The following is a 14,710-nucleotide window of genomic DNA, read 5'->3' as shown; positions in this document are numbered from 1 at the left end:
AATTTGTCAATCCCTAAAATTCAAATTCCAAGAATTTTTTCTGTGATGATGGTTTCAAAGGTGTATGAAGCGAGCATGTCGAGCCCGCCATAGAGCTGTGCCTTCTCGCCCATAGTGGTCAGGCGGATATGTACGTCGTGGTAGACGGCTTTTTTCACATAATGGTCAATCCGGTCAAGTGTTTTCCGGTTATGGCTGTCAAGCACGCCGCCCAGTATAATCAATTCCGGATTCAGGATCGATATGATATTGATGATCGCAATACTCCACATCCTTACAGTCTCGTCATATACGGCCTCAACCGCCGGGTCTTTGGATACGGCGCGTTCAATCATATTGAATTCAAGCGGCCCATCCTTTAATTCCTGCCCGAGGAACGGCGCGTTCCCCTCCCCGATCAAATACTCGCATTTGCGGTAAAGGGTCGCAAGCCCTGCAAGCGTTTCAAGGCAGCCTTCCTGTTCCCGGTATTCATAATCTAGGTTGCGGGTGTCAATAATGATATCGCCAAGTTCCCCGGCGACCCCGTTTTTCCCGTTGAAAATCTGGCCGTTGAGCAAAATGCCCGCGCCGATTCCACTGTACTTTGTGATATCGACATAAGCAATATCATCCACATAAGGAAAGCTGCAGATTTTTTCGCCCAGGGCGCAAAACCGCGCTTCATTTGAAATGAGGACAGGAATACCAAGAATCTCCATAATCTGCCTGCGCAAATCCTTGTCGTTCAGGCCCGAAAGATTCGGGATTCTGCGGATAACATGGTTCTTATCATCCACAAGGCCCGGAACCGCTATGCTCGCCGCAAGCACCTGGCTCCTGTCAATGGAATGCCTTTCCGTCAATGAAGAAACAAGCTCGGCAAATTTATCCGCCAATTCCTCAAGCGTAATGTCACGTGCAATTTTTCTCGACGCTTTCGCGGCAATATATTTTCCAAGGTCTGCAATCCACGCGGAAATTGAATCCGTCTCGATGAAAAAATGCACCAAATAACCGCATTTATTGTTAAAGGCAAATACCTCCGGATGGCGGCCCATTTCCGTGCAGGTCTTTCCGCATTTCACGATATATTTCGCCTCCAGAAGCAAGGCAAGAACGCGGCTGATCGTTGCGAAGCTGAGGCCGGTCGCTTGTGTAATATCATTTGCGGAAACCTCGCCCGTACGCATAATATACCGCAGGATATTGAGCATATTTTTATGTCGTTCGCTGATATTTGAATAGGTTGGCATTTGCTTTTTTCTCCCGTATTAGCCCATTATACTGTAAGACAGGAAAAAAGGCAACGACGCAGCCTCATGGAATTTTCCCTGCACAAGGGAAAATAGCACAGGCAAGCGATGTTAAAATTTCGAGACTTTTAAAAAATTAATTTTTCTTTGCCTTTCGCCCGTAGACCTAATGTAGCTATGCGAAGCAAAAAAGCAGCAAGCAGGCTGGCAATGGGTCGCGTGGGGTGAGCGCAGGAACAAGCGCGCAGGTGGAGTTTTTCTCGCAAAAGAAAAACGGAACAAAGCGAGCTTTGTTCCGACGCATGGCAGGGGTGGAGAGGATCGAACTCCCACAATTGGTTTTGGAGACCAATGCACTACCATTATACTACACCCCTATTTATGAAAGGCAACGTATTAAATTATACCCGAAACCATGCTTTGCGTCAATTACTTTCCCATAAAAAAACCGCTTTTACCAAAAGCGGTTTTTTACTTATTCTCCTGTTAATTACGTTCGTCCAGCGGAATATAGGGACGTTCGTCCTGAATATTCTTATAGGCCGGGCGAATGATTTTGCCCGCATTGGAAAGCTCTTCAATGCGGTGCGCACTCCACCCCGCAATACGCGCGATCGCAAAAATCGGCGTAAACAGCTCGGTCGGAAGCTTGAGCATATTGTATACAAAACCGCTGTAGAAGTCGACATTTGCGCTGACACCCTTGTATATCCTGCGCTCTTTGGCGATTACTTCGGGCGCGAGCCGCTCTACGAGCGTATAAAGCTTAAATTCATCGGAAAGGCCTTTTGCTTCCGAGAGGTTTTCAACAAAGCTTTTGAATATATCCGCACGCGGGTCGGACAATGAATAAACCGCATGCCCCATACCATAAATCAGGCCCGCTTTATCAAACGCCTGCTTATTAAGCAGCTTGGTCAGGTAATCCCGCACTTCACTTTCGCTGGTCCAGTCGGAAAGGTTCTTTTTCATATCCTCGACCATCTGGACAACCTTAATGTTTGCGCCGCCATGCTTCGGCCCCTTGAGAGACCCGAGGGACGCCGCCACTGTGGAATAGGTATCCGTTCCCGAGGAAGAGACGACATGTGTCGTAAAGGTTGAGTTGTTACCGCCGCCATGCTCCGCATGGAGCACAAGCGATACGTCGAGTATTCTCGCTTCCAGCTCGGTATATTTGCTGTCCGGCCGAAGCAAATGCAAAATGTTTTCCGCTGTCGAAAGCTCCGGATCGGGCACGTGGATAAAGAGGCTCTGTCCATCATGATAATGGCGATAGGCCTGGTAGCCGTATACCGACAGCAGCGGGAACAGCGCAATTAGCTGCAGGGACTGGCGCAATACGTTGGGAATCGAAATATCATTTGCTTTATCGTCATAAGAATAAAGCGTAAGCACACTCCGTGCAAGCGTATTCATCATATCCGGGCTGGGCGCCTTCATAATAATATCCCGTACGAAGCTGGTCGGGAGCGTCCGATAATGCGCCAAAAGCTTTGTGAAGTCGTCAAGCTGTTTTTTATCAGGGAGGTTCCCCATCATCAGGAGGTATACAACCTCTTCAAAGCCATGACGCTTTTCCTGCATAAAGCCCCTTACGATTTCTTTGATATTGATTCCGCGGTAGAACAATTTTCCCTCACAGGGAATACGTTCGCCGTCTTTCTCAATAAAAGACTGGATATCCGATATCCTCGTCAGTCCGGCCAGAACGCCTTTGCCGCTGATATCGCGCAAGCCGCGCTTGACCTCGTATTTTGTATATAATTCAGGATCAATGGTACCAGTCTGATAGATTCGTTCCGTCAGCTCGTAAATTTCCGGCGTGATTTCAGAAATATTTTTATTTTCCATGCACTTTCCTCCTCTTTCCAGTATTGTTTTAAACTGCGTTATCCTGCCTTGTTTCGCCATTCCCGCCCTCATGATAGAGCAAACACTCTGTCATGCATCCGGTGATTGATTCATGGCTGATTTTGCTTCCCACAATTAAATGATCACAGTTCACGATTTCCTAATAAACGGGTAACAAATTGTTAATAATTTCATTATACTACAAAAACGGCCTTCTGTAACGCTTTTTTTTGTTACTTTATGCATCAAACCCTTTTCGCAGGTGCAAAAAACCTTTCAGGAACCCGTATGGAAAAGTTCCCGGAAATGTACAAAAGCATCCGGAATTTTCTATCCCGGATGCTTTGCATTATTCAGATTCGATTCACTCCCGTATCCTTCGCCGCCTGTGCGACCGCCTTCGCAACCGCAGGCGCTACCCGACGGTCAAAGGGAGACGGAATTACATATTCCGGAGTCAAATCCGCTTCCGGAATCAGCGCCGCAATTGCACGCGCGGCGGCAACCTTCATTTCATCATTGATGTCGCCTGCACGTACGTCGAGCGCTCCCCGGAAAATTCCCGGGAAAGCAAGTACATTGTTAATTTGATTCGGAAAATCGCTGCGGCCCGTTCCCACAACAGCCGCCCCTGCCTTTAGGGCAAGGTCCGGCATGATCTCGGGCGTCGGGTTTGCCATCGGAAAAAGAATCGCATCCTTGGCCATGGAACGCACCATATCCTCCGTTACGGTTCCCGGCGCAGAAACGCCGATAAACACATCCGCGCCTTTTATGACATCCTCGAGGCTTCCCTTTTTCTTTTTCCTGTTTGAAATCGCGGCCATTTCAGTTTTTTCTTCGTTCAGGTTATCACGGCCTTCGTAAATTGCCCCGTGGCGGTCGCACATGACAACATCTTCAAGGCCCATGGACATCAGGAGCTTGATAATTGCAATCCCTGCCGCACCCGCGCCCGAGGTCACGACACTGATGTCATTGATATCCTTTTTAACAAGCTTAAGCGCGTTTAAAAGGGCCGCCAGCGTAACAATTGCCGTCCCGTGCTGGTCGTCGTGAAAAACCGGGATATCGCATTTTTCCTTAAGCTGTTTTTCTATCTCAAAGCAGCGCGGCGCGCTGATATCCTCCAGGTTTATTCCACCAAAACTTCCCGCAAGCAGTGACACAGTGCTGACGATTTCGTTCACATCCTTGCTGCGGATGCAAAGCGGAAACGCGTCTACGCCGCCGAACGTTTTGAATAGTACGCACTTGCCTTCCATGACCGGCATGCCCGCTTCCGGGCCGATATCGCCAAGGCCAAGCACAGCCGAGCCATCCGTTACCACCGCGACGAGATTATGCCGCCGGGTATGTTCGTAGGAAAGCGAAGGGTCCTTTTCAATCGCAAGGCATGGCGCCGCGACCCCGGGCGTATAAGCAATCGACAAATCTTCCTTATCCCGGAGCGGTACCCTGCTTGTTACTTCTATTTTTCCCTGCCATTTTTTATGCATTTCCAACGCTTTTTTTTCGTAATCCATCAAAAAACCTCCCCCTGCTATATAAACGGAATATTTATTTCTACTTGTAATAGATAAACAAAATACCCGTACATTAAAACAGAAGGAGGCTGCCTGCCCGGTTATACTTCGGAAAAAACGCTTCCGATTTTCTCTTGCAGCAGCAAATCCGCATTGCGGTCATACTGTGTGGGGGATTGGTTAATCAGCACGAGCCGGTTTCCCTTATAGTAATCGATCAATCCGGCTGCCGGATAAACGGCGAGGGAGGTCCCGCCGATTATGAGCATATCCGCCTGCGAAATATCCAGGACAGCCTGCTCGACAGTCTTATTATCGAGGGATTCGCCGTACAGCACCACATCCGGTTTTATGATGCCGCCGCACGCACAGCGCGGAACTCCGCGGCTTTCCGCAATCGCCTCCACATCATAGCTTTTTCCGCAATCCATACAATAATTTCGATAGACCGACCCATGCAGTTCAAGCACATTTTTCGAGCCTGCCTTTTGATGGAGACCGTCAATATTCTGCGTGACAACCGCGGTAAGCTTCCCTGCCCGCTCCCATTCGGCAAGCTTTTTGTGGGCCGCATTTGGCTGCGCGTCAAGCGCGAGCATCTTCGCACGGTAAAATTCATAGAATTCTTCCGTGCGGGCCATAAAAAAGTCATGACTGAGTATCGTTTCAGGCGGATAGCGGTAGGTTTGGTGATAAAGTCCGTCGACACTGCGAAAGTCCGGTATCCCGCTTTCCGTCGATACCCCCGCGCCGCCGAAAAAAACGATCCTCCGGCTTACGTCAACCATATCTCTGAGTTTTTGGATTCCATCCATTTTTGTCACCCCGTTTTTCAATTGTGATCCTATAAAAATTATGTTAATATAAACCTTGTTTGTAAAAAAGTAAAAGGGGAAATTCCGTGAAAGCATCTGCTTTTAAGTACGATTTTATGCTGCTTATTGTGGCAATTACATGGAGCACCGGCTTCATCGGCACAAAATTCGCGCAGGATTATGGGATGTCTTCCTCCCTGATTGTCGTGTTCCGTATGCTGTTTGCCGCCGGGGCGATGCTGTTAATCTTCTTTCCGTGGATAAAACGCCTGACAAAGGTCCAGGTAAAACACGGCGTAATTGCCGGCATATTTATGTCGGCCGGTTTTCTTTTACAAACGATTGGTATGCAGTATACCGACGTTTCAAACAATGCTTTCCTGACAACGACGAACGTAATCTTTGTGCCGTTCATCAGTTGGCTGCTCCTGAAAAAACGTCCTCCCTTTAAGACCTTCCTTGCGGTGGCGATCGGCTTTTTCGGAATTTCCATCCTCACAAGGGCATTTGATACGGCGATCACTTTTAACCTAGGGGACGTTCTTTCCCTTCTATGCGCCGCTTCCTATGCAATACAGATCGCCTACATCGGTTATGCGGCAAACGAATCGGAAGCGGCATCCTTTTCGTTTGTGCAGATTGCGGTAACGGGCGCAGTCGCGCTTGTTTACTTCCTTTTGTTCGGGCAGCAGGCCACATTTACGCCCATGTTCGGCGCCGCGGTTTGGATTACCGTCTATCTCGGCGTAGTGTGCACCGCGCTTCCCTATTTGCTCGAATGCACCGCGCAGAAATATATCCCTGCGCCGCGCTCCGCACTGATTATTTCACTGGAAGGGATGTTTGCAAGCATCATTTCCGTCCTGCTCGGGCTTGAACCCGTAACCTGGTCGCTTGTTGCAGGCGGCGCGATTATCATGGTCTCCATTGTAATCCTTGAGATCAATTTCAGGAAAAAGGAACCCGTGCTTCGTTAATAATTTTCCAAAGCCTTTAGCACCAGCTTGAACACATTTTGCGCCGTCATATGGCGGATATAGGTACGTTCATCCGCCTTGTGATAGTTAATATTGAGTTTAAGCACTGTCGTAAGCCTGTCGCTGTCGATTCCAACATAAACAAGCCCAACAGGCTTTTCGGGCGTTCCGCCCCCCGGGCCGGCAATCCCCGTAGTGGAAATGCCGATATCAGCTCCGGCAAGCGTTCTTACGCCGTGCGCCATCTCCTGCGCCGTTTGCTCGGAAACCGCACCATATTTCGCAAGCGTTTCTTCGGAAACACCGAGGACGCGATGCTTTATTTCATTCGCGTAAGAGCACACGCCGCATCCGAAAATTTCACTTGCGCCTGGCACCTGCGTAATCCGCTCCGATACAAGGCCGCCGGTACAGCTCTCCGCTGTTGCAATCGTAATTTTTTTCCTGATTAATTCCGTTACGGCAGCCGTCTGGAGATTGGGAACGTCAATTCCATAAATATATTTGCCCAGCACTTCGCGGATTTGTCCAATTACAGGCGCAATCATCTCTTCGCATTTTTCCTTCGTATCCGCGGCGGCGGTTACCCGCAGGGTTACCTCTCCTTCCTTTGCATATGGCGCAATGGTTGGATTGGTACTGTTTTTCATCAAATCATACAGCGCGTCCTCCACACGTGATTCACCCATCCCAAATACCCGCACATTGTGTGAAACGAGAACTTTATCAGAAAATCCCATCAAATACGGAAGCACCGCCTGCTGGAACATCGGCTGCATCTCCGAAGGAGGCCCCGGGAGAAGGATGGCCGTCTTTCCGTTTTCCGAGACTGCAAGGCCGGGCGCGGTTCCGTTGCTGTTTGGGAAAATTACCGCCCCTTCCGGCATCAGCGCCTGTTTTTTATTATTTTCCGTCATCGGCCGTTTGAGCCGGTTGAAAAATCCTTCAATGCTTTGCAGGGATGCTTCATCCATCACCATTTTCCTATGGAAATAGTCCGCTACCGTTTCCTTGGTAAGATCGTCATAGGTGGGGCCCAGGCCGCCCGTCATTACGACAACGTCCGCACGCGAAAAGGCAAGCGCCAGGCTGTCCTTCAGCCTGCCGTCATTATCCCCCACAACCGTTTGGTAATAAACATCGATGCCGATAGCGGCAAGCTCTTTTGCAATATAAGCCGCGTTGGTGTTGATGATATCCCCGAGCAGCAATTCCGTTCCAACGCATAAAATTTCAGCTTTCATATTTTCCTTACTTCCTTATCCATAGATTATCTGTCCGATTTTGCGGTAAGCCCCGCTTTTATATAATTTGTACCTGGAAAGCAGGCGCATCCGCTTCAGCGCGCTCTGTTCCCCAAGGCTTGTAAATACGCGAATTAAGTCCTGCTGTTCATCATCCAGCAAATCCCGGTAAATTTGCAGGAATGCTTCCGCCTGCCTGTAAGTCGCCCGGATCGACTCGCGGATTCCGCCGGTATTCGCTAATTTCTGCCTGAAATAGGAAGCGCTCTTGACATCCTTGGCTCCTACCGCGTTGGCATGGTGCTGGCGGTAATGAATGCGGTTTGGCGCAACTACAATATGACCGAAGGCAGCGGCGACAAGGCCAATCCACCAATCGTGCATCAGCGCTTCCCCGCTTGTCCGGATTATTTCAACAAGCGGGCGGTTCATCAGCATCGTACAGCCGGTAATATTATTCTGAGAAAGCAGCTGGTTCAGGTATAAACGTTCCGGGTCCAATTTTTGTAATGAAAACAACGAGGGATGAATTACAGCGCCATTCTCGCCCACTACCGTCAGGTCGGAATGCGCAAGCAGGGGGCCGTCCCCCAAATCGTCCCGGGCAATTTCCATCGTGGAAACCGCAAGTTCGATTTTATCCGGGAGCCAGATATCGTCCTGGTCCGCGAACATCACATACTCCTGCTTTGCGTAAGGAAGAAGCGCAAAAAAATTATCACGCGCGTTCCCAAACGAAAGGTCATCGCAAATTACAGTAAATTTATCCGGATAAGCCTGCCGGAACCCCTCGATAATGACGGCCGTCCCGTCAGTCGACCCATCGTCCCTAATGTAAACGTGAAAGTCCTGCATGGTCTGCTTCAGCAGGGAGTCTATCATCTCCCTAAGATAGGCTTCCCCATTGTAAGTGGCGAGCAATACATCGACCATTGTTTTCCTCCGTTCATGAATCCTCTATCTAATTTATCACGATTGTTGGCAAAAAAAAAGACTTGTTCCTTCTTATTTTCCAATTGAAGACAGAAAAAACGGGAAACCATCGCTTCCCGTTTTCCTGCTGTTTCTTAAAATCAATAATTGTCTTCTTTAAGTTGGAAATATGCCTTCGGATGCTGGCAAACCGGACATTTTTCCGGAGCAGCTTTGGATTTCTGGATATGTCCGCAGTTGATGCACTGCCAAAGGACCTCCGTATCACGCTCGAACACCTTTCCGTCCGTAAGGTTATCCGCCAGCTTGCGGTACCTGTTTTCATGCTCCTGCTCGACAGCTGCGGCACCCTTGAACTCACGGGCAATTTCCGTGAAGCCTTCCTCTTCCGCAATCTTTGCGAAGGAAGGATACATTTCGGACGTTTCATAGTGCTCGCCCGCCGCGGCATCCTGCAAATTCGTAATCGTGTCCGGAATCTTGTTATCGGGATGCAGCCATTTGAACCACAGCTTTGCGTGCTCCTTTTCATTGGCGGATGTTTCCGCAAAAATATTGGAAATCTGGACATACCCGTCCTTTTTCGCCTGTGAAGAATAATAGAGATATTTCATGTGAGCCTGAGATTCGCCCGCAAAAGCGTCCTGTAAACATTTTTCTGTTTTCGTACCCTTTAAATCTTTCATAAATACATACTCCTTTTTCACGATTTTATTAATAATTCGGATGCATTATAAATAAACTCATGACAAAGATTTAAACATTTTTCGCTTCATTATACGTTTATTTCCCCTTGCATGGAAAGATCGCCGTACTTTTCCAGGATCGGGTCTGCCACCTCGCGGATGAAATCTTCCGTTTGTATATCCGCAAGGCCGATGAAATTACGCGGGTCCATAATCTCGTCGATTTCTTCCGCCTTCATGCGGAAAGCCGCGTCCGCTTTAATCAGTTCGATCAGATTATTGGATTTGCCTTCTTCCTTCACGCGGGCGCCTGCCTGCATGGAATATTCGCGGATTTTTTCGTGCAATTCCTGCCGGTCCCCTCCCCGCTTGACGGCATCCATTAAAATAGTTTCGGTCGCCATGAACGGAAGTTCCTCGCGGATGCGTTTTTCGATTACCTTTGGATACACAACCATTCCGCTTGAAACATTGAGGTAAATATTCAGCACGGCATCAAGGGCCATAAATGCCTGCGGAATAACGAGCCGCTTATTTGCGCTGTCGTCAAGGGTTCGTTCAAACCATTGTGTAGAGGCCGTAATCGCCGGACTTGACGCAAGGCTGATAATGTACCGGGCAAGCGAGCAAATCCGCTCAGAACGCATCGGATTACGCTTATACGCCATTGCGGATGAACCGATCTGTTTTTTCCCGAACGGCTCCTCCACCTCCTTTAAATTTTGAAGCAGCCGGAGGTCGTTTGCAAATTTATATGCGCTCTGCGCAATGGAAGAAAGCAGGTCGACAACAATACTGTCAAATTTACGCGGATATGTTTGTCCTGTAACCGCGTATACCTTATCGTAGCCAAGCTTTTTGGCAACCTTTTGTTCAAGCTCCCTGACTTTGGCCGCATCGCCCTCGAAAAGCGTCAGGAAACTGGCCTGTGTGCCGGTCGTTCCCTTCACGCCGCGGAGCCTGATTTGGGACTTTACAAATTGAAGCTGCTCGTAATCCATCACAAGGTCCTGCATCCACAGCGTGGCGCGCTTCCCGACTGTCGTCAACTGGGCAGGCTGGTAATGCGTAAAACCAAGGGTCGGCATATCCTTGTAATCCAGGGCAAACTCTTTCAGGCGCGCGATGACGTTTACCAGCTTTTCCTCGATAATGGAAATTGCCTGGTCCATTACAATAATATCCGTATTATCCCCAACATAGCAGCTCGTCGCCCCGAGGTGGATAATCCCTTTGGCTTTCGGACACTGGACGCCATAGGCATACACATGGGACATCACATCGTGGCGCACCTCGCGTTCACGCGCCTGGGCAACGTCATAATTAATATCCTCCGCGTGGGCCTTCAGTTCGTCAATTTGTTCTTTTGAAATGGGCAGCCCCATTTCGTGTTCCGCTTCCGCAAGCGCGATCCACAGGCGCCGCCACGTCTTGAATTTCATATCGTCGGAAAAGGTATGCGCCATTTCCCGGCTGGAATATCTCGTGATTAATGGATTTTCGTAAACGTCCTTCATTGACTCAATACCGCCTTTTCGATTAAAATTGTACCTTTATTATTGTATCGGTTTTATGCTCTGTTTTCAAGGAAAACAACTGCTCTTTCCGGTATCAGGGCATAAAAAAGAAGCGGTTATAAAACCGCTTCCCTGTTATTTTGCATAATCTGTCGTTCTCGTTTCCCGAATCACATTCACTTTGATCTGTCCGGGGTAATCGAGTTCGTCCTCGATCTTCTTCACGATGTCTCGCGCCAGTAAAGTTGTTCCCGCGTCGTCGATCTCTTCAGGCTTTACAATAATCCTGACCTCGCGGCCTGCCTGAATTGCATAAGATTTTTCAACGCCTGCAAATGAATTTGCAATTCCTTCAAGATTTTCAAGACGTTTAATATAGTTTTCCAAAGATTCTCTTCTTGCGCCCGGCCTTGCGGCGGAAACCGCATCCGCAGCCTGCACCAGAACGGCTTCCACCGTTTTGGGCTCCACATCTCCGTGATGCGCCGCGATTGCGTTGATAATATCCGCATTTTCTTTATATTTCTTTGCAAGATCGGCACCGATCTGGATATGCGGTCCTTCCACTTCGTGGTCAACCGCTTTTCCGATATCGTGCAGCAAACCTGCGCGCTTCGCAAATTTTGCGTTTGCTCCGATTTCCGACGCCATCAGGGAAGCTAGATGTGCAACTTCAATCGAATGCTTCAATACATTTTGACCGTAGCTGGTACGGTATTTCAGCCTGCCCAGAAGTCTGACAAGCTCAGGGTGCAAGGAATGAATCCCCACGTCGAATACCGCCTGTTCCCCGGCTTCCCGGATTTGCGTATCGACTTCCTTTTGGGCCTTATGCACCATTTCCTCAATACGTGCGGGATGAATCCGTCCGTCCACAATCAGCTTTTCAAGTGCGATTCTTGCAACCTCGCGCCTTACCGGGTCAAAACCGGAAAGAATAACCGCTTCAGGGGTATCGTCTATGATAAGGTCGATTCCCGTCGCCGTCTCCAGCGTCCGGATGTTCCGGCCTTCCCTGCCAATAATCCTGCCCTTCATTTCATCGTTGGGCAGGTTGACCACAGACACCGTGCTTTCCGCCACATGGTCGGCAGCACATTTCTGAATCGCAAGCGACAGGATGTTCCTCGCCTTTTTATCGGCTTCATCCTTCGCCTTTTGCTCAATATCACGCAGCATCACCGCCATATCGTGGCGCGCTTCGTGTTCAACCTTTTCAAGCAGGAGTCCCTTGGCTTCATCGATGGTCATACCCGAAATATGCTCTAATTGTTCGAGCTGCTGGGCATGAACGCTGGCAAGGTCTTCTTTTGCTTTTGTAATTTCCTTCGTCTTCCTGTTGACTTGTTCTTCTTTCTGCTCAATACTGTCTAATTTTTTATCCAGCAGTTCTTCCCTTTGTACAAGTCTTTTTTCAATCTTTGTAATTTCGTTTCGTCTTTCTCTTGATTCCTTGTCAAATTCGCTACGCAGCTTGTGAACTTCTTCCTGAGCCTCGAGAACCGTTTCCTTCTTGATGACCTCGGCGCGCTTTTGCGCTTCGTCAATCAATTTTTTCACGGAATCCTCGGCACGGCCAATTTTTGACTCTGCAATATTGCGCCTGTAAAAGTAACCGATAATGAGTCCAATTACGAGGCCGCCTACGCCTACGAGGATAGGAATTATCACATCCACTTAGCAAATTCACCTCCCATTCTTCCATATTCTGTTTTCAAATTTTAACTTGGCAAGTTTGTAGTAATAACAAATATAACCAATATATATTGTATCTTTATTTGGGGCTAATGTCAATTAAATACGCTTGTCCCTGCAAGAAATCCGGTGGAAAATGCAATTTGGAGATTAAAACCTCCGGTTTTCGCGTCTACATCAATAACTTCGCCCGCAAAATAGAGATTTCGCACTAATTTCGACTCCATCGTTGACGGGTTGATTTCTTTTACGCATACGCCGCCGGAGGTGATAATCCCTTCCTCTATCGGCCGCGTATCGGCAACCGCGATGGAAAACGCCTTCAGGCTCCTGCAAAGCCGTTCCCGTTCCTGCCGCGTGATGCTGTTGACCGCTTTATCGGGATCAAGCCCGCTTTCCGTCAAAAACGGATGGATCATTTTTCCGGGCAAAAGCTCGGGCATAACATTCTTCAATTGCTTATTTTGGGCCGCTTCAAACTCCCGCAAAAGCCTTGCATCCAGTTGCTCTATGCTGAGGGCGGGTTTCAGGTCAATCTCCGCGCGCAGGGAAAGGGGCTGCTTTTTGTGGTCAATAAAGCTGCTCGCGGACAGCACAACCGGCCCGGACAGGCCAAAATGTGTAAATAGCAGCTCGCCCTGCTCGGAATAAAGTCTTTTATCATTCTGAAATAATGTGAAATTCACATTTTTAAGCGCCAGCCCCTGCATTTTCGGGCAAATATGATGCATGTCTTCAAGCGGAACCAGGGCCGGGCGCGGCGGTATGACCTGATGTCCGAGCTCCTGCGCGAACCGATAGCCGTCCCCCGTCGAACCGGTAAGCGGATATGATTTTCCCCCTGTCGCAATCAGTACCGCATCTGCGCGTAAATCGGTTCCGTCCTTCAGGGATACGGTAAATATTTCATCCTGCTTTTCAATGCGTTTTACGGGAGTATTCAGGCGGAGCCTTGCCCCGGACTTGCGGACCAGCCGGAGTAAAGTATTTATCACATCGTTGGAACGGTCACTTTTCGGGAATACCCTTCCCCCCCGTTCCACCTTGGTCGGCAATCCGTTTTCATTCAAAAGCGTGATAAGCCCGTCATTGCCAAGCGTATACAGCGCGCTCATCAGGAATTTACTGTTGTGCACGATTTGCGGGAAAAAATCGCTGATATCGCAATCGTTGGTAATGTTACAGCGTCCCTTTCCCGTAATGAAAAGCTTCTTGCCCGCTTTATCGTTCTTTTCAATGATCGTTGTGGAAATACCGAGCGAGGCGGCAGCATATGCGGCCATCAGCCCTGCGGCCCCGGCTCCGATAATAACCAGCTCACTCATAGAGGTCCTCGTCTGTAATCTGGGCGTCAAGCTCCTTTGTTGCATATACATCATTTGTCTGCCACAATTCCTCAAGGCGGTTAAAGTTGGCAAACAGCACGTCTTTCTTACGCAATCCCAGCATAATAATCAGCAAATTAATAACTGCCAGCGGCGCCACGAAGGAATCCACAAAGGAATTCATATAGCTTTTGGCCGTGAGCGTATAGTCCGCAATCTGGGCCGGCGGCGCGGCATCGTTGTCTGTGATCGCTACAATTTTGCAGCCGCAATTTTTAAGATAGGTCATGCCTTCAATCGTGCGCATTGAATAACGCGGAAAGCTGATCGCTATGGCCACATCCTGCTCGTTGGCCGTAAGAATCTGGCTGAAAATATCACTTCCGTCAAAACGGATCAGGCGGATGTTTTCATTCATATAATTCATATAGTAACGCAGGAATTCTGCAAGCGGGCCGCTCGACCTGGTTCCCAGGATATAGATTTTCCTCGCCCCGCTGATACTGTCCACAATACGTTCCAGGTTTTCCGTATCGATATGCTCGCGCGTTACACGCAAATTATTGATATCTGTTTTAAAGGACGCATTTACAACCTCGTCCGGCGAAAGCCCCTCCATCATATTAAGGCGCTGCGCAGTCGTGAGTTTGGTTTGGATGACCTCCTGCAGGTCCTTCTGGAGTTTCGGGTAGCCGTCATATCCGAGGGCGTATGCAAAGCGCACCACGGTAGATTCACTCACTCCGACCAGCTTGCTTAAGGTTGCCGCCGTCATAAATGCAGCTTTATCATATTCTTTTAAAATATAATCCGCAATCAGTTTCTGCCCCTTGGACATCTTGGCATATTCACTGTTTATACGGTCTATTACATTACCGACCATTACTTCCTCCAATTACACCG

The 14,710-nt window shown here is 48.7% G+C and carries 12 protein-coding genes and 1 tRNA gene; 1 reads left to right on the top strand and 12 read right to left on the bottom strand.

Features of this window, described 5'->3' with window-relative positions:
* Positions 1-20 precede the first annotated feature (20 nt).
* From BBD38_RS00635 to BBD38_RS00615, 5 genes are all read right to left on the bottom strand, one after another.
* The gene (locus BBD38_RS00635; protein WP_066683422.1) at positions 21-1,235 is read right to left on the bottom strand and encodes an ROK family transcriptional regulator; all 1,215 of its coding nucleotides are present in this window, start codon (positions 1,233-1,235) and stop codon (positions 21-23) included.
* Between the two features lie 303 nt (positions 1,236-1,538).
* Positions 1,539-1,612, bottom strand: a tRNA-Trp gene (locus BBD38_RS00630).
* Between the two features lie 109 nt (positions 1,613-1,721).
* Entirely contained in the window at positions 1,722-3,089 is a 1,368-nt protein-coding gene (locus BBD38_RS00625; RefSeq protein WP_066683420.1) for a citrate/2-methylcitrate synthase, read from the bottom strand.
* Positions 3,090-3,442: 353 nt separating this feature from the next.
* The gene (locus BBD38_RS00620; protein WP_066683418.1) at positions 3,443-4,615 is read right to left on the bottom strand and encodes an NAD(P)-dependent malic enzyme; all 1,173 of its coding nucleotides are present in this window, start codon (positions 4,613-4,615) and stop codon (positions 3,443-3,445) included.
* Between the two features lie 101 nt (positions 4,616-4,716).
* Entirely contained in the window at positions 4,717-5,430 is a 714-nt protein-coding gene (locus tag BBD38_RS00615) for an NAD-dependent protein deacylase (RefSeq protein ID WP_066684179.1), read from the bottom strand.
* Between the two features lie 86 nt (positions 5,431-5,516).
* Between BBD38_RS00615 and BBD38_RS00610 the strand changes: the two genes are divergently transcribed.
* Positions 5,517-6,407 (top strand): DMT family transporter, encoded by an 891-nt coding sequence (locus tag BBD38_RS00610; protein ID WP_147568030.1) that lies wholly within the window; start codon positions 5,517-5,519, stop codon positions 6,405-6,407.
* Here the strand turns inward: BBD38_RS00610 and BBD38_RS00605 are convergent.
* The 7 genes from BBD38_RS00605 to BBD38_RS00575 all read right to left on the bottom strand — a co-directional run bounded on the left by BBD38_RS00605 (position 6,404) and on the right by BBD38_RS00575 (position 14,690).
* Positions 6,404-7,651 (bottom strand): competence/damage-inducible protein A, encoded by a 1,248-nt coding sequence (locus BBD38_RS00605; protein WP_066683414.1) that lies wholly within the window; start codon positions 7,649-7,651, stop codon positions 6,404-6,406. The two genes, BBD38_RS00610 and BBD38_RS00605, sit on opposite strands and share 4 nt — an antisense overlap.
* A 15-nt stretch (positions 7,652-7,666) precedes the next feature.
* Positions 7,667-8,584, bottom strand: a complete 918-nt coding sequence (locus tag BBD38_RS00600) for a glycosyltransferase family 2 protein (RefSeq protein WP_066683413.1) — start codon at positions 8,582-8,584, stop codon at positions 7,667-7,669.
* 140 nt (positions 8,585-8,724) lie between these two features.
* Positions 8,725-9,270, bottom strand: coding sequence for a rubrerythrin (rbr, locus tag BBD38_RS00595; RefSeq protein ID WP_066683412.1), 546 nt, complete (start codon positions 9,268-9,270; stop codon positions 8,725-8,727).
* An 89-nt stretch (positions 9,271-9,359) separates the two neighbouring features.
* Positions 9,360-10,787 (bottom strand): adenylosuccinate lyase, encoded by a 1,428-nt coding sequence (purB, locus tag BBD38_RS00590; protein ID WP_066683411.1) that lies wholly within the window; start codon positions 10,785-10,787, stop codon positions 9,360-9,362.
* Positions 10,788-10,922: 135 nt separating this feature from the next.
* Positions 10,923-12,464 carry a ribonuclease Y gene (gene rny / locus BBD38_RS00585; RefSeq protein WP_066683409.1) on the bottom strand — a complete coding sequence of 514 codons (1,542 nt, stop codon included), beginning with the start codon at positions 12,462-12,464 and terminating at the stop codon, positions 10,923-10,925.
* A 113-nt stretch (positions 12,465-12,577) separates the two neighbouring features.
* Positions 12,578-13,807, bottom strand: a complete 1,230-nt coding sequence (locus BBD38_RS00580) for a BaiN/RdsA family NAD(P)/FAD-dependent oxidoreductase (protein WP_066683407.1) — start codon at positions 13,805-13,807, stop codon at positions 12,578-12,580.
* Positions 13,800-14,690 (bottom strand): MurR/RpiR family transcriptional regulator, encoded by an 891-nt coding sequence (locus tag BBD38_RS00575; RefSeq protein WP_066683403.1) that lies wholly within the window; start codon positions 14,688-14,690, stop codon positions 13,800-13,802. The genes BBD38_RS00580 and BBD38_RS00575 overlap by 8 nt, the downstream gene beginning before the upstream one ends.
* Positions 14,691-14,710 lie beyond the last annotated feature (20 nt).

The sequence above is a fragment of the Christensenella intestinihominis genome (genome assembly GCF_001678845.1).
GTDB classification, from domain to species: Bacteria; Bacillota; Clostridia; order Christensenellales; family Christensenellaceae; genus Christensenella; species Christensenella intestinihominis.
The sequence above is the reverse complement of the archived record's forward strand: the minus strand, read 5'-3'. Positions and strand labels throughout refer to the sequence as shown.

Coding starts and splice junctions, on each gene's coding strand:
- rbr (WP_066683412.1), bottom strand. CDS start 9,270: ATGAAAGATTTAAAGGGTACGAAAACAGAAAAATGTTTACAGGACGCT.
- BBD38_RS00615 (WP_066684179.1), bottom strand. CDS start 5,430: ATGGATGGAATCCAAAAACTCAGAGATATGGTTGACGTAAGCCGGAGG.
- BBD38_RS00600 (WP_066683413.1), bottom strand. CDS start 8,584: ATGGTCGATGTATTGCTCGCCACTTACAATGGGGAAGCCTATCTTAGG.
- BBD38_RS00580 (WP_066683407.1), bottom strand. CDS start 13,807: ATGAGTGAGCTGGTTATTATCGGAGCCGGGGCCGCAGGGCTGATGGCC.
- BBD38_RS00625 (WP_066683420.1), bottom strand. CDS start 3,089: ATGGAAAATAAAAATATTTCTGAAATCACGCCGGAAATTTACGAGCTG.
- purB (WP_066683411.1), bottom strand. CDS start 10,787: ATGAAGGACGTTTACGAAAATCCATTAATCACGAGATATTCCAGCCGG.
- BBD38_RS00575 (WP_066683403.1), bottom strand. CDS start 14,690: ATGGTCGGTAATGTAATAGACCGTATAAACAGTGAATATGCCAAGATG.
- BBD38_RS00620 (WP_066683418.1), bottom strand. CDS start 4,615: ATGGATTACGAAAAAAAAGCGTTGGAAATGCATAAAAAATGGCAGGGA.
- BBD38_RS00605 (WP_066683414.1), bottom strand. CDS start 7,651: ATGAAAGCTGAAATTTTATGCGTTGGAACGGAATTGCTGCTCGGGGAT.
- BBD38_RS00635 (WP_066683422.1), bottom strand. CDS start 1,235: ATGCCAACCTATTCAAATATCAGCGAACGACATAAAAATATGCTCAAT.